Genomic DNA, 20,103 nt, shown 5'->3' on the forward strand with positions numbered 1-20,103 from the left:
GGGGGGCCCGGCACCGCGGGCCGGGCCGGGCCGGGGGCACCCCAGGGGGCGCCAAACACCCGGTCGCGCGGGGCCTGGCCGGGGGGGGAACCCCGGCGGCCTCAGGCCGCCATCGCCACCTTGCGCAGGCGGTCCAGCACGAAATCGGCCAGCTCGTGCGGGGAGTACTTGGCGACGAAGGCATTGGCGCCCACGCGCTCGACCATCGCGTTGTTGAATACGCCCGACAGCGAGGTGTGCAGCAGCACGTACAGCCCCGCCAGCCCCGGATGGCGCCGGATTTCCGTCGTCAGCGTGTAGCCGTCCATCGCCGGCATCTCGATATCGGAGATGACCATGGCGTAGCGGTCGGCGGGATTCTCGCCCGAGGCGTGGATCTGCAGCAGGTGGTCCAGCGCCTGCCGGCCATCGGAGAGCAGGGTGGCGCCGACCCCCAGCTGGTCCAGTACGCTGCGGATCTGCTGGCGTGCCACCCGCGAGTCGTCCACCACCAGCACCTGCAGCTGCGGGCCGTCGGCAGGCATGGCCATCTCTGGATCGAGCACGGCCTCGCCCCGGATCTGCGCGATGTCGGCCAGTACGCTTTCCACGTCGATCACCTGGATCAGCTCGCCCTGGAAGCGGGTGACCGCCGTCAGATAGCTCGATTCAGCGCCCAGTTCCGGTGGCGGATGGATGTCCTCCACCGCGATGTTGACGATGCGCTCCACGCCGCTGACCAGGAAGCCCTGGATCGAGCGGTTGAATTCAGTGACGACCAGGTAGCCGGGCGAGGTATCGGCATCCGGCTCGCGCTCGGGATGGCCGATCGCCAGGCCCAGGTCCAGGACCGGCACCGAGCGTCCGCGTACATCGGCCACGCCGGCGAACTGCCCGGGCAGGCCGGGCACCTGGAACAGCTCCGGGCGCCGCAGCACTTCCTGCACCTTGAATACATTGACGCCAAAAAGCTGACGTCCGCCGAGGCGGAACAGCAGCAGCGCCAGTCGGTTGTGGCCGGCCAGGCGGGTCCGCTGGTCGATCCGGTTGAGCAGGTCATGGGACATGGCTGCTGTATCGGCGTGCAGCGGCGGGAACTTGAGGGTCCGATCCAGCGGCGCCGAGTGTGGTGCCGCGCATCGCACTGGCACGCCGCTTGCACGCGTCCGGGCCAGGTCCCATCGACAGGAGGCGCCATGCGCCCGATCTCCTCCATCCTGGCAGTCGCACTGGCCGTTGCCTCGCCCTGGGCAGTGGCCGCCGACTGGCAGCCGGTGGCCAGCATCCGTGCGGCGGCGTTGTCGAGCCTGCCCGCCGGCAGCGAAGGCGAGGCCCAGGTGGCTGACGCGCTGCGTCTTCCCCGGTGCGCGGGAGCGCTGCAGGTGCAGCCGACAGCGAACACCACGGTCGAGGTCAGCTGCCCCGATGCGGGCGGCTGGCGCCTGTTCGTACCGGTGAAGGTGCGGCGCAACCAGACGGTGCTGGTGCTTGCACGCGGCATCGCTGCTGGAGAAACGCTGACGGCTGCCGATATCAGTACCGCCCAACGCGATGCTGCACGCATTGCCGGGGCCGTGCTGGCCGATCCCAATGCAGCGATCGGCCGCATCGCCCGGCGTCCGCTGCAGGCTGGAACGCTGCTGTCGAGCAACGACCTGGTCACCCAGCGTCTCATCAAGCGCGGAGACAATGTGGCGCTGGTGTCGCGGCGCGGCGCGGTCGAGGTGCGCATCGCGGGCCGGGCGATGGGCGATGCCGGCGAGAACGAACGCATCTCGGTGGAGAACCTGTCCTCGCGGCGCATCGTGCAGGGCACGGTGGATGCCCGTGGTGACGTAATCGTGGCGCGTTGAATTCCCGCAAGATTTCCCTAAAGATCACGGCCCTGCGGCCGTTATCCCTTGTGAACGGCAACTCCAGGACACCCCATGAGCCAGAAAATCGACGGCAACCTGCAGGTCCCCCAGGCACTGCGCAGCGTGACGAACCCGGCCAGCAAGCCCGGCGTCAGCAGCGACTCGCCGGCGCGTCCTGTGGAGGCGGCCGACAGCCTGCGCCTGACCGGCGAGGCCACCAATCTGCAGGCCATCGAACGCGAACTGACCACGGCGCCGGCGATCGACGCCCAGCGCGTGGCCGCCGTGCGCGAATCGCTGCAGAACGGCACCTATACGATCAATCCGGACGCGATCGCTTCGCGCATGCTTGAGCTGGACCAGCAGCTGCACGGATGACCGCGGCGATGAGCGAGCCGTTGCAGCGCCTGGCGCTGGCCCTGGACGTCGAACGCCAGGCCCTGGTCGAGCATGACGTGCACGCATTGATCCGCGCCACCGGCGCCAAGCTGGAGGCGCTGCGTGCGCTGGAAGGCGCACCGCCGGTGGGCGAGGGCGAACAGCTGCAGGAGCTGGCCGAGCGCAATCGCGCCAACGGCGTGCTGCTGTCGCGCAGGCGCCGCGAAGTGAACTGGGCGCTGCGCCAGCTGGGCCGCAGCGAAGAGGCCTCGGCCTACGATGCCAAGGGGCAGGCCCACGCAGTCACCGCTGGCCGTCCTCTGGCGGTGGCCTGACGCAACTTCGCGCGGACCTCCCGGCTCGCAGGCTGTCGCCTGCGGCACGACCGCGTATATTGGGCGCCTGTTCGAATGCCCCTGAGCCGCCGTGTCCGCTGCCAACGTCCTGGTTACCGCCCCCCTTCCACCACAGCCGGTGCTGCAGGCGTTGCTTGAACGCCTGCGCGAGGGCCTGCTGCTGTTCACCGAAGACGGTCAGGTCGCCTTGGCCAATCCGGCCGCGCAGAACCTGCTGGCCAGCGACGAAGGCCTTCTGCCGGCACCACAGCGCCTGCGTCAGCTGCTGCCGCCGGACGCGCTGGAGCACGCCCGCCAGAACGGTCACTGGAACGGCAGCCTGCCGCTGGGCGAGGGCGTGGTCATCGCGCATCTGTACCATCACGGTCCGCCCGGGCAGGGCCACTACTTGGCACTGTTCCGCCACATCGAGGGCCAGGAAGACTACGAGCGCGAGCTGCAGCAGCGCCATGCCGAACTGCGCCAGGCCTACCTTCGACTGAACGGCACGCAGGAAAAGCTGCTGCAGTCGGAGAAGATGGCGTCCATCGGCCAGCTTGCCGCCGGCGTCGCGCACGAGATCAACAACCCGATCGGCTACGTGCACTCCAATCTCGGCAGCCTGCAGGAGTACCTGCGCAGCCTGTTCACCGTGATCGAGGCCTACGAGCGCGCCCTGCGTGCGCCCGACCCGAAGGCGCTCATCCCGGAGATCGACGACATCCGTGACCGGCTGGACATCGACTTCATCAGCCGCGATCTGCCACAGCTGATGGCCGAGTCACGCGAGGGCATCGAGCGGGTGACGCGCATCGTGCGCGACCTCAAGGACTTCTCGTACTCCGGCCGCGATGAGTCGTGGAAGCTGGTCGACCTGCACGCCGGCCTCGAGTCCACCATCAACATCATCTGGAACGAGCTCAAGTACAAGGTCACCCTGGTGCGTGAGTTCGGCCAGCTGCCGCTGGTCGAGTGCCTGCCGTCCGAACTCAACCAGGTCTACATGAACCTGCTGCTCAACGCCGGCCATGCCATCGCCGAGCGCGGCACCATCACCGTACGTACCGGCGTGGATGGCGACCATGTCTGGGTCGAGTTCGAGGATACCGGTGGCGGCATCTCGCCCGAACTGCGCCAGCGCATCTTCGATCCGTTCTTCACCACCAAGCCGGTGGGCAGCGGAACCGGCCTGGGCCTGTCGATCTCCTACAGCATCATCAACAAGCACCACGGTCGCATCGATCTGGACAGCACCCCCGGCGTCGGCTCGCGCTTCCGCGTGGTGCTGCCGGTGAAGCAGCCGCGCTGAGCCGCCGCACGGCACAGGTGCACGGTAGCGCCGGGCCATGCCCGGCGGCCTCCATCACCGCAACGGCGGGCGATCCTCGCCACCGTCACCTGCGTCCATGGCCACCGGGCCGGCGTTGCTGCGGCGCTGTTCCTCGTAGGTACGGAAGGCCTGGTGGATGTGCTTGCGCAGCTCGTCGTCGTTCCATGGTTTGGTCAGGAAGCGGTAGATCGCGCCGCGGTTGATCGCGTCGGTCACCGTGTTCAGATCGGTGTAGCCGGACAGCACGAGGCGGATGGTGTCGGGGTACAGCATTTTCACCCGGCCCAGGAACTCGGTGCCGCTCATGTCGCTCATGCGCTGGTCGGACAGGATCACCTGCACATCGTTGATCGCCAGCAGATCGAAGGCGTCGCGCACGTTGCCGGCGGCAAGGATGCGGTAGCCGTCGCGACGGAACAGCCGCACCAGCGAGCGCAGCACGTTCTCTTCGTCGTCCAGCAGCAGCAGGGTGCGGTCCGGGCGGGTCTCGGCGAATGCTTCCGGGCGCAGGTAGCGCCGGCGCAGGGTCATGCCCGCGGCATCGGCCGACATCGGTTCGCCGAACAGATAGCCCTGGAACACATCGCAGTCGTTGCGGCGCAGGAAGCCCAGCTGTGCCTGCGATTCCACACCGTTGGCGATCACCGTCATGCCCAGCTGGTGGCCCATGGCGATGATCGCACGGGCGATGGCGGCCTCGCGGTTGCCGGCGGGCGCGCTCTTGATGAAGCTGCGGTCGATCTTCAGCTTGTCCACCGGATAGCGCACCAGCGCGCTCAGGCTGGAGTCGCCGGTGCCGAAGTTGTCCAGGCTCAGGCTGATGCCTTCGTTGCGCAGGTTGGCCAGGGTCTCGTGCACGAAATTGACGTTGTTGGTCAGCGCGCTTTCGTTGATCTCCAGCGTCAGCATCTGCGCCGGCACGCCCGCTGCCTGCAGCAGCGACATCACTTCGGCGAAGAAATTCGGTCGCAGCAGCTGCAGGGTGGAGACATTCACCGCAATGGTGAAGTCGTCGAATCCCTGGTCGCGCCACAGCCGCGCCTGCTTGAGCGCACCCTCCAGCACCCAGGTGCCGATCTGCACGATGATGCCGAGCCGCTCGGCCGTTCGCATGAAACGCTCCGGTACCAGCATCCCCAGCGTCGGCGACTGCCAGCGCAGCAGGGCTTCCATGCCCACCACATGGCCATCGCGTGCGCTGACCAGGGGCTGGTAGCGCAGCTTCAGCTCGGCATTGGGGATGGCATCGACGATCTGGCGCGCGATGATGCTCTCGCTGTGCGCGCTGGGTGGTGTGTCCACGGCATGGATACGCACCGCGTTGCCACCCTCGCGGGCGGCCTGGTACAGCGCATCTTCAGCATGATCGAGCAGGCGCGAGGTGCTGCTGGCATGCTCCGGGCACAGGCTGACGCCCAGCTTGCCGGTCATGAACAGGGTATAGGGCAGCACCGACAGCGGCAGTTCCATCTGCTGGCGGATTTCTTCGGCGAAGTCCTCCGGCAGCGGCAGGTCGGCGTCGCGCGGCACGGCGATCAGGAACTCGTCGCTGCCATGGCGCCACAGCTTGCCGCGCCCGCGCAGGTAGGACTGCAGGCGTTGTGCCACCAGTACCAGCGCCTGGTCACCCACTTCCGCGCTCATGTTCTCGTTGACCGACGCGAAGTGGTCGATGTCCACATGCATCAGCATCAGCGGCGTGCCACCCGAAGCGGCTTCGGCCACCATCGCCTGCAGCTCGGGATTGCCGGCGCCAAGGCGGTCAGGGGCATCGTCGATGCTGACCAGCGGCAGATTGGGATTCCACATAGGCTCAGTAATCCGGTGTTTCGACGGCAGCCGCGCAGGCTGCCTGGTAGGGAAGATGGACATCGACCAGGGTGCCGGCGCCGTGCGCCGACTCGATCCGCACGTGGCCGCCCACGCTCTGCGCACGTTCGCGCATGACGATCAGGCCCAGGCCGCGCGGGCCGTCAGGGTCGAAACCCTCGCCGTCGTCGCGGATCTGCAGGTGCAGCCCGCGCTGGCCGACATCGCGCAGCTGCAGCTGCACCTGGCTGGCGCGGGCGTGGCGCAGTACGTTGGTCAGGCTTTCCTGGGCGATGCGGAAGCAGGCCTGCTCGATGCTGTTGTCGGGCCGATGCGGCAGGGGCTCGATTTCGGCCAGCAGTTCCACCGGTGAGGAGCGGAACAGTACCCGTGCCTGCCAGCTCAGTGCCGCCTCCAGGCCCAGCGCATCCAGCTGTGGAGGCCGCAGCAGGGTGGAGATGTCACGCAGCTTGGCCACCGTGGTGTCGGCCAGGCTGACGATCTGTGCCAGATCCTCGCTGCGGCGCTTCGGATCGTCTTCGTCCTGCGCGGCATAGGCGGAGAGCTTGATGGCGGTGATGGCCTGCCCGATGTCATCGTGCAGGTCGCGCGAGATCGCGCGGCGCTCGTCCTCCTGCAGCGAGAACAACCGGCCGGCCATGGCCTGTAGTTCGCGGTTGCTGGTCTCCAGCGCACTGCGGGTGCGCTCGGAATCGCTCAGGTCACGCACGATCAGCAGCTTGCAGTCGCGACCGCCGTAGCGGACTTCGCCCACGGCCAGGCCGGCGTGGAAGCTGCGGCCATCGGCACGCTGCATCGCCACCACGCTGCTGTGGCCGGGGCCGTGCTGGGGCTGGCCGGCCCGGAGCTGCACGCGTACCCGCGCCAGATCGCTGTCGGCGACCAGAGCCGCCAGCGGCTCGCCGAGCAGGGCATGGCCGCCATAGCCGAACAGACTCGCGGCCCAGGCGTTGGCGTACAGCACGTGCTCCTCGAAGAGGATGACCACGCCGTCCGGCAGTACACGCACCAGTTCGCGGAACTGTTCCTCACGTTCGCGCAGCAGCCGCCGCGACTGCTCGCGCTCGGTCACGTCCTGCAGCGTGCCGAGCACGCGGTCGCGGCCGGCCTCGTCAACGCCGCTGGCCGCGCGCAGGTGCACCATCAACGCGCGGCCATCCATCGACAGCAGCGGCAGCAGCACGTCCACCTGCACCGGTTCGCCGGAACACAGTTCGGCCAGCAGCTGGTCTGCCTGCGCGGCAGTGGCCGGATCGGCCGCCACCAGCAGTTCGTCGAAGCGATGCCAGCGGCGCGCTTCCGGCGGGCGCCGGCCGAGCAGGCGATAGACCTGGCTGGAGTACCGGCCCAGCCCGCTGGAGGGGTCCAGTTCCCAGGCGCCGATCTTCGCCAGCTCATGCGCTTCCTCCACCCGTGCCAGTGCCTGGTCCCGGCGCAGCTGTGCAAGGTCCTCGGCGGTGCGATCGATGGCAATCAGCAGGCGTGCGTTGTGGCCGTCGTAACCGATTGCGTTCGAGCGCAGCTCCATCTGCCGCAGGCTGCCATCGCGCAGCTGCAGCTGCGCCCGCAGGATGCACAGCTGCTCGGGCGCCTCCCGGATGGCTTCGAGCTTGGTCTGCAGCGCCTGGTCCTGGCCGGGCGGCCAGAGCACGTCGATGGTGCGCTCAAGCAGTTCCTCGCGCTCCCAGCCGAAGGCGCTGCAGGCCGCAGGATTGGCATCGAGAATGGCCAGGCTGTCCAGATCGTAGACCAGGATCGGCCCGGGATTGCCCTCGAACATCTGCCGCAGGCGCAGCTCGGAGGCCTGCAGGCGGGCATGGGTGAGCAGCACGTGCTCGGCCAGCGGCCGCAGCAGCAGGTACAGCAGCCCGGCGCTGGCCAGGGCGAAGAACGACCCTTTCAGGCTTTGCCACAGTGATGCCTGGTACGGATCGGGTACCAGCAGCTGCACGGCGCTGTCGGTGGCGATCATCCAGGCCAGGGCCATCGCCAGGTAACTCAGCACGATCCGCCGACGATCGCGGCCCAGCGATTGGGCCATCCGCGGGTCGGGAACAGGGGCGGTGCCGGTCGGTTCTGCGGGCATGGACAGGGCAGCAGGTAGGGGCGCCGGCCATCTTACCGCGCAGGTGCCCCGTAGCCACTCAATTATCCGCCGCAGGCGCCGTTAACCACTGCGTGCCCCGCTGTCGGGCGTTTCATCCGGAGCAAGATCGCGTGGACCAAGGGATCATCGCCAGCCTGCTGCAGCATCCGCTCGCGTCGGCGCTGGTCATCGTCGACCGCACTGGCCGTCCGCTGGCAGCCAATCCGGCCGCGCGCGAGCATGGCCTGCCGGCGACGGTCGCGGCCTACGCGCCGATGCTGGAGGACCTGCGTCTGCTGGCCGCCGACGGTGGCATTGTTGCGTGCAGCCTGCCGGGAGGGCCGCGCGGGCATTACGACGGCCACCTGCGCGCCGTGCATGACGGCGCCGGCAATCTGCTGGCCTTCACCCTGAGCGTGCCGGAACCGGTGCCGCTGGCGGGTGGCGGACGCTGGGAACTGGCGCTGGACAGCGCTGGCCACAGCCTGTGGGACTGGGATATTCCCAGCGATCGCGTCACCCGCACCCCTGGCCTGGGCGAAGAGACCGCCAGCGGAATGCTGGCGCGCGTGCACGGCGAGGACATCGGCCACGTGCGCGCCGCGCTGGATCAGCACCTGCGTGGAACCAGCGACCAGTACAGCGCACAGTTCCGCTTCCGCCAGCCCGACGGGCAGTGGCGCTGGGTGCTTGATCGTGGCCGCGTGGTCGCGCGCACTGCCGACGGCCAGCCGCTGCGGATGGTCGGCACCCACACCGACATCGAACAGCAGAAGCAGCTGGAGGCGTTGCTGCACGAACAGCAGGTGCACCTGAGCGAGGCGCAGCGCATCGCCAGCATGGGCAGCTGGTCGTTCGATCCAGGCACGGGCTCCTTCTGGTGGTCGCCCGAACTGCGTTCGCTGCTCGCACTTGAGCCCGGCAACGTGCCCGGCCAGCGACGCTGGCTCAAGCAGCTGCATCCGCGTTCACGTGGAGCGCTGCGGGCAGCCTGGCGCCGCTTGTGGCGCGATGGCCGCTCCGCCAGCCTCGAACTGGAGCTGGCCCGCGGCAGCGGCGAACCATCGCTGCATCTGCGGCTGTGGATGCAGCCGCTGCTGGACGGCGAGGGCCAGCCCAAGCGCCTGCTGGGCCAGGTGCAGAACATCACCGAACAGCACCAGACCGATGCGCTGATCCGCTGGCGTACCGAGCTGCTCAACCGCGTTTCGGCCCTGGGCCGCATCGGCGGGTGCGAGATCGAGGTGCAGACCCGGCACATGCAATGGACCGAAGAGTGCTATCGCATCCACGGACTGCGCAAGGAGCCGATCACCCTGGACCAGGCGTTGGCGCTGTACACCGAGGACTCGCGCAGTGCGTTCGAGGCGGCGCTGGGCCGGATTGCCGGTGGCGGACTGCCCGAGCAGCTGGATCTCTGCTTCTATCGTCAATCGGGCCTGCGCGTATGGGTGCAGGTGCTGATCGAGCTGGATCGGCGCGATGGCCTGCCGCCACGTTTCGTGGTGCTGTTCCGTGACATCACGCGAGAGCGCGAGGCCAATGAGCGAATCGAGCTGCTGGCCCATTACGACCTGCTGACCGGCCTGCCGAACCGGGTGCTGCTGGGCGAGCAGACGGCTGAAGCAATCGAGGAAGCGCGTGATCGCGGCACCTCGCTGGCGATGCTGTTCATCGACCTGGATGGCTTCAAGACCATCAACGACAGCTTCGGCCATGCCACCGGTGATGCGCTGCTGAAGGCGGCGGCCACCCGACTGCACCAGAACCTGCGCAACAACGATCTGTTCGGCCGCTTCAGCGGTGACGAATTCATCGTGGTGCTGCGCGACCTGGCCGAACCGGAAGACGCTGGCCACGTGGCGCGCAAGCTGATCGGCTCGCTGGCCGAGCCGCTGCGCCGCGGCGATACCACGCTGAAGGTGGGGGCCAGCGTGGGCATCGCCATGCTGGGCGATACCCAGACCGATTTCGATTCACTGCTGCGCGCCGCCGATGCCGCGATGTATGCGGCCAAGGAAGCCGGTCGCAACACCTACCAGTACTACAGCCAGGATGCACTGGCCCGCATCCAGCGCCGGCTTGAGCTGGAGCATGCACTCCATGGCGCGATCGAGCGCGAGGAGTTCAGCCTGGCCTATCAGCCGCTGCTGCACGCCCACCTTGGCGAGCCACCGGCCATCGAAGCACTGCTGCGCTGGCATCGACCCGGCATCGGCTACTGCAGCCCGGCCGAGTTCATTCCCATCGCCGAGAAGTGCGGTGAAATCGTGCGCATCGGCGACTGGGTACTGAACGAAGCCTGCCGCCAGGCCACTGCCTGGGACAGAGCCGGTCTGCACTTCGACCGCATCGCGGTGAACGTCTCGGCCGTGCAGCTGCGTGATCGCGGCTTCGCCGAGCGGGTGATCGAGATCTGCCATGCCCATGGCTGGCCGCCACAGCGCTTGGAACTTGAGCTGACCGAGTCGGCGCTGATCCGTGACACCGACATCCTGCGTCATTGCTTCGACGTGCTGGAACGGCATGGTGTGCCGCTGGCGGTGGACGATTTCGGAACAGGATTCTCCAACCTCAACTACCTCAACCGGTTCCCGGTGGGCCGCCTGAAGATCGACCGCAGCTTCGTGCAGGGCATGCTGCACGACTCGGGTACGGCCGAGGTGACCCAGGCCATCGTGCACCTGGGCCACGCGCTGGGCATGAAGGTCGTGGCCGAAGGTGTGGAAACGCACCAGGAAGAAGACATGCTGCGCCGCCAGGGCTGCGACGAGATCCAGGGCTACCTGTACTCGCGGCCGCTGAGCCCGCGCGACCTGGCGCAGTGGCTGCGCCAGCAGCATCAGTCACCGTCGCGCACGGACGCCGGCAACGAAGCGCTGCTGGTGCGTTGACGACCTGCGCTGTCCGGCACGTGCTCTGGTAGGTGCCGACCTTGGTCGGCATGCACGCAGGTACATCCTCCATGTGTCAGCAGTCAGCGACGCTGCGCAAGCTCTGCGAGCACATCCAGCGCCTTGCGTTTCACCAGGCGGTCTATCCGCCAGCCGTGCTCTGGCACGGGCTCCGTCGAGGTGTAGATCTCTCCGTCGCCCAGCGGCCCCAACATCTCACGGACTCGCCAGAACATTGGCTCCTCGTCCTCGGTCAGGACATCCAGCTCAGGATCATCCAATGTCAGCAGGAAGTCGTGCAGGCTCCTGTTGCGGACGGCGTTGCTTGCTGGGAGAGTCAGCGCTGCAGGCGCGCATAGGTAGCCTTCGTGTGGTTCAAGCGTGAGGTCGACGCCAGTCTTCTCGCCACAGATCAGCATCTGGCCGAATGGCGAGATCGCATATACATGAAGGTTGTCCTTGTCCCGCGGCGGACTGCCTGCCAGAAGGGCAGCCAGGACGGTTTCGTATTGGGCAGGATCGACCATAGTCAGTCGATCATCGTGATAGCGCGCCAGGCCGTCGCGCTGCCACAGTGCAAGTAATGCATCCGGGAGCCTGCCCTTCCAGAGGGCCAGGGCGGTGTCAGTGACAGGTGTACCTGGAGTGCTGGCGCAGAGCTGATCCAGAATGCTCTTCACGAAGGGATCGGATGTATCGGAATCCGAGACTGCCGAGCAACTCTCCAGCTGGTCCCTGGCTTCCGAATCTCCAGGCAGCAGGTCGAGAAACGTCAGCATGATCTCGGCTCTTGCAAGCTCCCGGCTCCAGTCCTGAGCTGAAATGACGACCGCCCTGTCTCCGCAGACGAGCAGCAATGTGCCCGCTGGAAGGCTCTGCCATGGCTCGTCCAGTACCAGATAGCGCTCGGGTGTCTCGTCGCCATCATCGTCCAGGACGATGACCTTGGGACCCTCCTGCAGGCAGCCCGCGGAGACCTCGACCGTTGCGTCGATCACCCCCGCGTCAGGGTCGTATGCGTCGATTGGAGCAGAATAAGGGTGCTGGAACGCTCCGAATGTCTGCAGCGCCTGCTGAAGCGTCGCGAGGGAATCGGGATCCAGGGTCAACGGGTCGGGGGCAACCGGAAGCTGCAAGGCAAGCGAAAGGCAGAGGGCGGCGCTGGTCATCGGGCTGGGCTGATCTGAACCGAAATCGGTCCGGCACGATGAAGGGTGCGTTGATCGCATTCCATGCAAGAAATCCGAAACTCATGCATCCCCGGAACCATCCATGCGTGGTGGGGAACTGTCATCGTACGCAATCGTCAGCTGCATCCGCAGCGCCTGTACGGGGCCGCTCCAGCTCCGCTAGAGGAGGAAAGACGCAGGGCCAGAAGCATCGGCCCGAGCACGCGTGCCTTCTGGCCGTCGCACATTGAGCTCGCCCCATCCACGCACGCCCCGGCACTACTTCAGGGCATCTCCATCCAACCCCAGGTCCCAGGCCATGCCCAGCAGTTCGCTGGTGGTACCGGGCGAGGGCGAGCGCGCATCGGCGAGCTGCTGCAGCTCGCGGATCTCCTCATGCGCGACCTTTTCCAGCTGCTGCAGCTGTTCTCGCACGCTGGCGTTGCGCGGGCGTTCGATGTCGGTGAGGGAGGAGGGCGGGGCGCTGATCAGGGCCATGGGGCGCGTACAGGATGCATTCGGCGGTGGATCACAGGCAAAGGCCCCGGTCGAGCCGGGGCCTTGCAGACTGCCGGAGAGGGCAGCGGACACGCGTCTCAGAACAGTTCGACGGTACCGGCGCCCATGTTCTGCTGGGCGACCGGCTTGTGCGGCGGGCGCTCCCATTCGTTGCGCAGTTCGCGCAGACGGTTGCCGGTGCGCTGCAGCGCGCTGGCGATCTCTTCGTCGAAGACGCCGCCATTGCGGTGCAGCAGTTCCTGCAGGGCCACCGCTTCGCGGTTGATCGCGGTCAGTCGGTCGAGGTGGGTATGCACGCCACCCAGCGCCTGCGTGGCGATATCTTCGAACTGCAGCGCGCGCACGGCCTCGGCGACGCTGCCGTCGATGGCACGCGCACACTCGGACACCTCGCGCATGCCTTCGCCCAGAGAAGCATTGATCTGCGCCACGTTGTCCAGCATGGCCGCTGCTTCCTGGCGTGCTTCGCGGGAGCGGTCCATGTCGCGCGAAGCCATGTGCGAGACCGTCTCGCGGACCTTGGCGATGGCGTCCTTGGAGCTGTGGGCCAGCTTTCGGATCTGTTCGTTGAAGGTGGTCGAGCGCTCGGACAGGTTGCGCACTTCGTCGGCGACCACCGCGAAGCCGCGGCCGGCCTCGCCGGCACGGGCTGCTTCGATGGCGGCATTCAGCGCCAGCAGGTTGGTCTGGTCGGCAATCGACTTGACGTCTTCCAGCAGCGCGAAGATGCCGTCCAGGTGCTGCGCCATCTGGTCGATGTGCTGCACGGTGGTCGAACTCTGGCCGCTGACCTGTTCCAGCGCTTCCACCAGCTGCTCCATGCGATGGCTGGCATGCTGGGCGAACCGCGCAACGTCGAGGCCCGCACTGCCTTCATCGCCGGCACGGTCGACGATGCGCGACAGCGCCTGGCTCTGCTGGCGCGACTTGCGGTTCATTGCATCGAAGCTGCCGCCCAGGCTCGATACCGCCTGGCGGATCAGGTCGCGGGCGCGTTCCACTTCACCGCGCGAACCGTCGATTTCGTTGCCGACGAAGCTGCGCAGTTCGGTCAGCAGCTGGTCCTGCTCACGCAGGACGCGGGCCTGTTCCGGTGAGCGGTGCGCCTGGGCGCGGGCGGTCCACCACGCAAAGCCCAGCCAGCTCAGCGTCATCGTGGTCAGGATCGCCCAGCGCAGGGCGGCCGGCCATTCGAAGCCGATGGCGAAGGGGAGCAGCAGGGTCAGGGCCAGGGGGGCGGCCAGACGGATGAAAATGCGTGAGTACATGGACGTTCTCGGGAGGTGCACGGAGGATGTATCGGCCGTGTGCCCCTTCTCTTTAACGTCGATGCGCTTTCTGAATGCGCCGGATTTCCGGCGCCGGACGCTCGCCGGGCATGGCCCGGCGGTACCCGGCAGCGCTGCGCGACGGTCAGGCCATGCGGTAGCGCCGCGCCATGCCCGGCGGATGCAGATCAGCGGGTGGTAGCCCCGGGCCATGCCCGGCGGGTCCGGTTCAGCGGGCGACGGCCTGCAGCCAGGGCGGTGACAGCTTCAGCAGCCGCGCATGCACCGGGCAGTCTGCGGCGTGCGCACCCGGCAGGTAGCCCAGGCTCATCAGGAATTCGCCGGTGATCTCGCCGCCGGTGAAGCGGAAGGTCTTCTTGAACAGCTTCACCCAGTCAGCCTTGCTGCGTGGGTGATGCGCGTCCAGCCAGGCGGCGAAGCTGCCGTGGTCCGCACGCAGCTGCTGGATCACCTGTGCGTTGTGGATCGCGGCAAGCACCTTCAGGCGATTGCGGATGATGCCCGGGTCCGAGAGCAGGCGCTCGATGTCCTGCTCGGCATAGGCCGCGACCCGGTCCACGTCGAAGGCATCGTAGGCCGCGCGGAATCCTTCCCGCTTCTTCAGGATGGTCTCCCAGCTCAGGCCGGCCTGGTTGATCTCCAGCACCAGCCGCTCGAACAGCTCGCGTTCGTCGCGCTGCGGGAAGCCGTACTCGTGCGCGTGGTAGTAGTCGTGCACCGGGTGGCCGGGGGCGATCAGGCAATATCCGGACAAGGCGAACTCCTGCGGTACGGGGTGGTCATTATGCGCGCCGTGACCGGCAGGTGCAGGCATCGGGGGCGGCCAGCGGCTAGAATGGCGGCATGCCCGCAACTCCCACTTCCCTTGCCGATCACCTGCTCGTCGCGCTGCCGTCGCTGCTCGACGCGACCTTTGCCCGCAGCGTCGCGCTGATCTGCCAGCACGACGAGAACGGGGCGATGGGCGTGCTGGTCAACCAGCCGTCCGAGTACACGCTGGGCGAGGTGCTGTCGCAGATGGACATCGCCACCAGCGATGGCGACCTGCAGGCGCGCATGGTGCTCAACGGGGGGCCAGTGCATCCCGAGCGCGGGTTCGTCATCCACGACGATGCGCGGCCCTGGGATTCCAGCCTGACGGTGGGCGATGGCCTGTACCTGACCACGTCGCGCGACATTCTCGAAGCAATGGCCCGCGGCGAAGGCCCGGCCAATGCCGTGGTGACCCTTGGCTGCGCCGGATGGGGCGCCGGGCAGCTGGAAAGCGAGCTTTCCGAGAACAGCTGGCTGACCGTGCCGGCCGACGCCGAACTGGTGTTCCAGCTGCCGCTGGAGCAGCGCTGGCAGGGCGCTGCCTCGCGCATCGGCGTGGATCTGTTCCGGCTCACCGATTACAGCGGCCATGTCTGAGCCGGCCGCCCTCCGTCGCGATGGCACCGTGCTCGGCTTCGATGTCGGCGCGCGACGGATCGGTGTGGCCATCGGCAGTGCCTTCGCCGCGCATGCGCGTGCCGTGGCCGTGGTCGACGTGCACGGCAACGGCCCGGACTGGGCGGCGATCGAACGCCTCATCAAGGAATGGAAGCCCGATGGCCTGGTGGTCGGCGATCCGCTGACGCTCGACGGCCAGGACCAACCCAACCGCAAGCGCGCGCAGGGCTTCGCCCGCCAGCTGCGGGAACGATTCAAGCTGCCGGTGGTGATGATCGACGAGCGCTCAAGCTCGGTGGAAGCCGCCCGCCGCTTCGCCGTCGAGCGCGCCGAAGGGCGCAAGCGCCGCCGTGATGCGGCCGCGCTCGATGCGGTGGCTGCGGCGGTGATCATCGACCGCTGGCTGTCCTCGCCGGACGACGCCACTCCCATTCCCTGACTGCACGATTCCCGCCATGACCGCCCAGCAACTCGATGCCTCCGGCCGCCTGCGCCACCTGCTGACTCTTGAGGGCCTGCCCCGCGACACCCTGCTGCAGCTGCTCGACCGCGCGGGGCAGATCCGCGACGCGGCGGTCGGCCGCGTCGGCAACAAGCGGCACGTGCTGGCCGGTTCCGCGGTGTGCACGCTGTTCTTCGAACCGTCCACCCGCACGCGCAGCTCGTTCCAGCTGGCCGCGCAGCGCCTGGGCGCCGACGTGCTGAACTTCGATGCGTCGACCTCGTCCACGCGCAAGGGCGAAACCGCCTGCGACACGCTGCGCAACCTGGAAGCGATGGGCGTGCGCGGTTTCGTGGTGCGCCATCCCGATGATGGTGCCGTGGCCGCACTGGCCGAAGCGGCGGGCGAGGGCACCGCCCTCGTCAACGCCGGCGATGGGCGCAGTTCGCACCCCACCCAGGGCCTGCTGGACATGCTGACCCTGCGCCAGGCCAAGGGCCCGGATTTCTCGAAGCTGAAGGTGGTGATCGTCGGCGACGTGAAGCACTCGCGCGTCGCCCGCACCGACCTGCACGCACTGCGCACGCTGGGCGTGGGCGAGATCCGCGTGTGTGGCCCGCAGTCGCTGCTGCCGGACGACGAAACCCTGAAGGGCTGCGTGGTGGGCGAGGATTTCGACGCGATGCTGGAAGGGGTCGACGCACTGATGATGCTGCGCCTGCAGCGCGAGCGCATGGAAGAAGGGCTGGTGCCGTCGCTGGAGCAGTATCACGACCAGTACGGCCTGACCCGCGAACGCCTGGCCCGCGCCGGCAAGGACGCCGCGGTGCTGCACCCCGGCCCGATCAACCGCGGCGTGGAAGTGACCGACGATGTGGCCGATGGCCCACAGTCGTGGGTGCTGCGCCAGGTCGCCAACGGCGTCGCCGTGCGCATGGCCGTGTTGGAAACCCTGCTGGGCTGAACCCCGCTTTGGCAGGTGCCAACCTTGATTGACACACTTACCGCGCGGCTTGTCCGCGCACCGCTCTGGTAGATGCCAACCTTGGTTGGCACTATCCATCCGCGCCCAAGTTGTCGAGCGGATCACACGAAGCGCCAAGCTCCCATTCGCACCATGCATGGGGATATTGCCCAAGCCGCGTCGTCAGCCCGGCCCTGATCGGATTTCCCATCAGATACATCGCATGCCGGTGCAACGATTCGTCAGAGCGGATCGCATGATCGTGATAGCAGGCCTGCCAGAAGCGCCCGACTCGCCCCAGCAACCGGTTTACCTGCTGGGCGGTGCGCGACTTGAAACGCTTCATGACGGTTTCCAGCGTTCCCGCACGTAGTTCGACCAGCCAGTGGATGTGGTCGGGCATGACCACGTACGCAATCGAGCGGGTGAAGCCTTGCTGATCCAGTCGCTGGAATTCGCGGACTGCCAAGGCGGCCGCTGCGGCGTTGGTGAAGAGCGGCGCGCGGTCATGGACGACGGTGGTGAGGATATAGCTGAGGCCGATGCTGGAGCGACGACCGAGCAGGAGACGTGTGTTCTGCATGGAGCAAGCATGGACGGGCCTGCTTCCAGTGAGCATCGGGGAATGGGTTGGTTTCAGGTAGGCCAGTGCCAACCAAGGTTGGCAACTACCGAAGCTATGGCTCATCGCTTCTGCGCGAACAACCACGTCCACATCGCCGCATCGGCGTAGGTGGCATCCCAGGCGTTGTGGTTACCTTGCGGATACTCGGTGTAGCGTACGTCGGCGGCGCCGGTGGCCTGGAACGCGGCGTGCAGGCGGCGGTCGTCGTCTGGTGGCACCACATCGTCAAGCGCACCATGGAAGATCCAGATCGGCGTGTGCCGCAGGCGCTGTGCAATCGCGGCATACGGATCGGCTTCGTTGGCGACCTGCTCCACGAACAGGGTCGGCCGCACCGCGCGGGGGGCCAGCACCGCACCGCAGACCGGCACGATCGCCGCGAAACGGCGCGGGTCATCCAGTGCGATGTTCCAGCTGCCGTAGCCGCCCATCGACATGCCGGTCAGGTACTGCCGGGCCGGGTCGGCACCGAACTCGGCGAGGGTGGCGTCGAGTGCGGCCAGGGCCACCCGGTTGTTGCGGCCGCTCCATTCCTCGTGCCCGGGAACCTGTGGGAACACCACCAGCGCCGGGAAGTCGCGGTGGTCGCGCAGGTACGGGCCGAGCCCGGCGTGGGTCTGCTTCACGCCATCGCCGCCGCGCTCGCCAGAGCCGTGCAGGAACAGGATGACGGGCACATCGACCGGCGCGGCACCCTGCTGCGCCGAACCACGCGGCTGCAGGCCCGCCGGAATGAACACCTGGTAATAGGCCGTACGGCCATCCACCTTCACCGCACGCGCCTCGAAGCGTCCGTGCGCCCGTTCGGCGGTGCTGGCGCAGCCTCCTACCATCAGGACCAGCAGCAGCGGCAACCAGCGTGCAAGCAGACGAACCATGAGCGCGTTTCCTGATCTGGAATCGTTTTCATGGTAGTCCAGTCGCGCCTGGCCAGCATCGTGCAGCGCGTCACTCGGGCCGGGGGGCGCTGGCGACGATGTCCAGCTGCTCCTGCGCTTCAGCGTTGCCTTCGGCGGCGGCGGCCCGTACCTGTGCCAGATCCGGGTGCAGCACCACCAGCAGCGGGTTCTCGCACACCGGGCAGTCGTACTCGGTGGCGTCCTCGTCCAGCTCCATCACCATTGCCCGCGAACTGCCCTTCCATTCGCACGCGGCACAGGTATGCAGCTGGTCGCGCCAACCCGGCTGGAAGTAGTTTTCGATCGTGGTTGCCATGGGGTGTTCCAGTGGGAATGGGCCCCGCGCCCCGACCGGGGGCAGGGCGCAGGTCGGTCAGTGCAGCAGCACCAGGGTGGCCAGGCCGAGGAAGGTGAAGAAGCCCATCGAATCGGTCACGGCGGTCAGGAAAATACCGCTGGCCAAGGCCGGATCGAAGCCGAAACGTTTCAGGGTCAGCGGCACCAGCACACCGGCCAGCGCGGCGAACAGCAGGTTGAAGGTCAGCGCGATGGCGATCACCGCCGACAACCCCGGCGAATGGAACCAGGCCAGCACGATCAGGCCCAGCACGGAACCCAGCAACAGGCCGTTGAGCAGTGCCACCCGCACTTCCTTCCACAGCAGGGTGCGTGCATTGGATGCGCCCACCTGGCCCAGCGCCAGGCCGCGCACCATCAACGCCAGCACCTGCGTGCCTGCGTTGCCGCCGAGGCCGGCGACGATGGGCATGAGCACCGCCAGCGCCACCAGCTTGTCGATCGTGCCTTCGAAGTGACCGACCACGCTGGAGGCGAGGAAGGCGGTACACAGGTTCACCGACAGCCACATCAGGCGACGGCGCATCGCGCGCCACACCGGGCTGAACAGATCCTCGTCCTCGTCCAGGCCGGCGGCGCCCAGCGCCTGGTGCTCGGCCTGGCCACGGATGATGTCGACCACGTCATCGATGGTGATGCGGCCGACCAGAATGTTGTTGTCGTCCACCACCGGCGCGGAAATCCAGTCATGGTCGGAGAACTGGCGGGCGACCTCCTGGTCGCTCTCGCCGACATCGATCGCCGGCTGTTCGTCGTCGATCAACCGGTTGATCGGCGTGGTGTCTTCATGGGTGACCAGCGCTGCAAGCGAGACACGGCCAAGATACTGATGGCGGCGGCTGACCACGAACAGGTGGTCGGTATGGTCCGGCAGTTCGCCGCGCAGGCGCAGGTAGCGCAGCACCACGTCGACGTTGACGTCGGCGCGCACGGTCACCACGTCCGGGTTCATCAGGCGGCCAGCGCTGTCCTCGGGGTAGGACAGGACCTGCTCGAGGCGCTCGCGGTTCTCGCGGTCCATCGACTTGAGGACTTCGTCGATGACCGTGTCCGGCAGGTCCTCGACCAGATCGGCCAGGTCGTCGATGTCCAGGTCTTCGACCGCGGCGATGATCTCGTCCGGGTCCATGTCCGCGAGCAGGCTCTCGCGCACGTCGTCGCCGACGTGGACCAGCACCTCGCCGTCATCTTCCGGATCGACCAGGCCCCACACGACTTCGCGCTTTCCCGGCGGCAGCGATTCGAGCAGGTTGCCGATCTCGGCGGGGGCCAGAGTATTGACCAGGCGACGCACCGGTCCCAGCCGGCCACTGTCCAGTGCATCGGACAGCATCCGCAGTTGGCGCGCAGTCTTGTCGTGGCGTACAGCTTCAGCCATCGCAGCTCCCGCGGGATAAGAAAAGCCGCGATCCTGGCAAGGATGCGGCAACAAGGGTGTTCAGCGCGTCATTATCGCAAGGGGATGTTTCAACGCATACCCCGGTGTCTGCGGCCAGCGGGGTCCATGAATTCCGCCGGGGGGGGGGCCCGCCGACGGGGGGGGGTCAACCGGGGGGTGGGGCGGGGGGGCGAGCGGGCGGGGGGGGGGGGGGGGGGTGGGGGCGGGGCGGGGGGGGCGCCGCCCCCGCCCGCTGCCACGGGACGATCAGCCGCGCTGGCGCACGGTCTCGAACAGGCTGACGCCCGCGGCGACCGATACGTTCAGGCTCTCGATCTCGCC

At 67.6% G+C, this 20,103-nt stretch carries 19 protein-coding genes; 8 read left to right on the forward strand and 11 right to left on the reverse strand.

Going from position 1 to position 20,103, the window contains the following annotated elements; all coding sequences use genetic code 11:
• Positions 1-101: 101 nt before the first annotated feature.
• Positions 102-1,046, reverse strand: a complete 945-nt coding sequence (locus tag ACVOME_RS17190) for a chemotaxis protein (protein ID WP_065182182.1) — start codon at positions 1,044-1,046, stop codon at positions 102-104.
• Between the two features lie 129 nt (positions 1,047-1,175).
• On the opposite strand from ACVOME_RS17190, the gene flgA reads away from it, so the two are divergent.
• The 4 genes from flgA to ACVOME_RS17210 all read left to right on the forward strand — a co-directional run bounded on the left by flgA (position 1,176) and on the right by ACVOME_RS17210 (position 3,857).
• A complete protein-coding gene (gene flgA, locus ACVOME_RS17195; protein ID WP_262218054.1) occupies positions 1,176-1,832 on the forward strand; it encodes a flagellar basal body P-ring formation chaperone FlgA in 657 nt (218 codons plus the stop codon).
• 75 nt (positions 1,833-1,907) lie between these two features.
• Positions 1,908-2,213, forward strand: a complete 306-nt coding sequence (gene flgM, locus ACVOME_RS17200) for a flagellar biosynthesis anti-sigma factor FlgM (RefSeq protein WP_053517921.1) — start codon at positions 1,908-1,910, stop codon at positions 2,211-2,213.
• A complete protein-coding gene (locus ACVOME_RS17205) occupies positions 2,210-2,548 on the forward strand; it encodes a flagella protein (RefSeq protein WP_053517922.1) in 339 nt (112 codons plus the stop codon). Before flgM ends, ACVOME_RS17205 begins: the two co-directional genes overlap by 4 nt.
• 91 nt (positions 2,549-2,639) lie before the next feature.
• Entirely contained in the window at positions 2,640-3,857 is a 1,218-nt protein-coding gene (locus ACVOME_RS17210; RefSeq protein WP_065182185.1) for an ATP-binding protein, read from the forward strand.
• Between the two features lie 54 nt (positions 3,858-3,911).
• Here ACVOME_RS17210 and ACVOME_RS17215 read toward each other — a convergent pair whose 3' ends face one another.
• The gene (locus tag ACVOME_RS17215) at positions 3,912-5,687 is read right to left on the reverse strand and encodes an EAL domain-containing protein (protein WP_053517925.1); all 1,776 of its coding nucleotides are present in this window, start codon (positions 5,685-5,687) and stop codon (positions 3,912-3,914) included.
• Positions 5,688-5,691: 4 nt separating this feature from the next.
• Positions 5,692-7,794, reverse strand: coding sequence for a sensor histidine kinase (locus ACVOME_RS17220; RefSeq protein ID WP_111187002.1), 2,103 nt, complete (start codon positions 7,792-7,794; stop codon positions 5,692-5,694).
• A 131-nt stretch (positions 7,795-7,925) separates the two neighbouring features.
• On the opposite strand from ACVOME_RS17220, the gene ACVOME_RS17225 reads away from it, so the two are divergent.
• Positions 7,926-10,688, forward strand: a complete 2,763-nt coding sequence (locus ACVOME_RS17225) for a bifunctional diguanylate cyclase/phosphodiesterase (protein ID WP_053517927.1) — start codon at positions 7,926-7,928, stop codon at positions 10,686-10,688.
• An 83-nt stretch (positions 10,689-10,771) separates the two neighbouring features.
• Here the strand turns inward: ACVOME_RS17225 and ACVOME_RS17230 are convergent, their stop codons facing one another.
• From ACVOME_RS17230 to ACVOME_RS17245, 4 genes are all read right to left on the reverse strand, one after another.
• Complete coding sequence (locus tag ACVOME_RS17230) at positions 10,772-11,857, reverse strand: GAD-like domain-containing protein (RefSeq protein ID WP_164972368.1); 1,086 nt, start codon at positions 11,855-11,857, stop codon at positions 10,772-10,774.
• 279 nt (positions 11,858-12,136) lie between these two features.
• Positions 12,137-12,355: a hypothetical protein gene (locus ACVOME_RS17235; protein WP_197572276.1), complete on the reverse strand. Its 219-nt coding sequence runs from the start codon at positions 12,353-12,355 to the stop codon at positions 12,137-12,139.
• Between the two features lie 98 nt (positions 12,356-12,453).
• Positions 12,454-13,644: a methyl-accepting chemotaxis protein gene (locus tag ACVOME_RS17240; RefSeq protein ID WP_053517932.1), complete on the reverse strand. Its 1,191-nt coding sequence runs from the start codon at positions 13,642-13,644 to the stop codon at positions 12,454-12,456.
• A gap of 229 nt (positions 13,645-13,873) precedes the next feature.
• Positions 13,874-14,419, reverse strand: coding sequence for a DNA-3-methyladenine glycosylase I (locus tag ACVOME_RS17245; protein WP_053519397.1), 546 nt, complete (start codon positions 14,417-14,419; stop codon positions 13,874-13,876).
• Positions 14,420-14,508: 89 nt separating this feature from the next.
• On the opposite strand from ACVOME_RS17245, the gene ACVOME_RS17250 reads away from it, so the two are divergent.
• The 3 genes from ACVOME_RS17250 to ACVOME_RS17260 are packed head-to-tail and all read left to right on the forward strand — an operon-like array spanning position 14,509 to position 16,502.
• Complete coding sequence (locus ACVOME_RS17250; protein WP_065182436.1) at positions 14,509-15,075, forward strand: YqgE/AlgH family protein; 567 nt, start codon at positions 14,509-14,511, stop codon at positions 15,073-15,075.
• Positions 15,068-15,535: a Holliday junction resolvase RuvX gene (gene ruvX, locus ACVOME_RS17255; protein WP_053519401.1), complete on the forward strand. Its 468-nt coding sequence runs from the start codon at positions 15,068-15,070 to the stop codon at positions 15,533-15,535. The genes ACVOME_RS17250 and ruvX overlap by 8 nt, the downstream gene beginning before the upstream one ends.
• A gap of 16 nt (positions 15,536-15,551) precedes the next feature.
• Positions 15,552-16,502 (forward strand): aspartate carbamoyltransferase catalytic subunit, encoded by a 951-nt coding sequence (locus ACVOME_RS17260; RefSeq protein WP_053519403.1) that lies wholly within the window; start codon positions 15,552-15,554, stop codon positions 16,500-16,502.
• A gap of 91 nt (positions 16,503-16,593) precedes the next feature.
• Here ACVOME_RS17260 and ACVOME_RS17265 read toward each other — a convergent pair whose 3' ends face one another.
• From ACVOME_RS17265 to mgtE, 4 genes are all read right to left on the reverse strand, one after another.
• Complete coding sequence (locus tag ACVOME_RS17265) at positions 16,594-17,085, reverse strand: REP-associated tyrosine transposase (protein WP_481505324.1); 492 nt, start codon at positions 17,083-17,085, stop codon at positions 16,594-16,596.
• A gap of 101 nt (positions 17,086-17,186) precedes the next feature.
• Positions 17,187-18,005, reverse strand: a complete 819-nt coding sequence (locus tag ACVOME_RS17270) for a carboxylesterase family protein (RefSeq protein WP_262219172.1) — start codon at positions 18,003-18,005, stop codon at positions 17,187-17,189.
• A 70-nt stretch (positions 18,006-18,075) separates the two neighbouring features.
• On the reverse strand, positions 18,076-18,342 hold the full coding sequence (locus ACVOME_RS17275) for a hypothetical protein (RefSeq protein WP_053519409.1): 267 nt from the start codon (positions 18,340-18,342) through the stop codon (positions 18,076-18,078).
• A 57-nt stretch (positions 18,343-18,399) separates the two neighbouring features.
• A complete protein-coding gene (mgtE, locus tag ACVOME_RS17280) occupies positions 18,400-19,761 on the reverse strand; it encodes a magnesium transporter (protein WP_053519410.1) in 1,362 nt (453 codons plus the stop codon).
• Positions 19,762-20,103: the final 342 nt, after the last annotated feature.

It is taken from the genome of Stenotrophomonas sp. STEN008, from assembly GCF_056760435.1.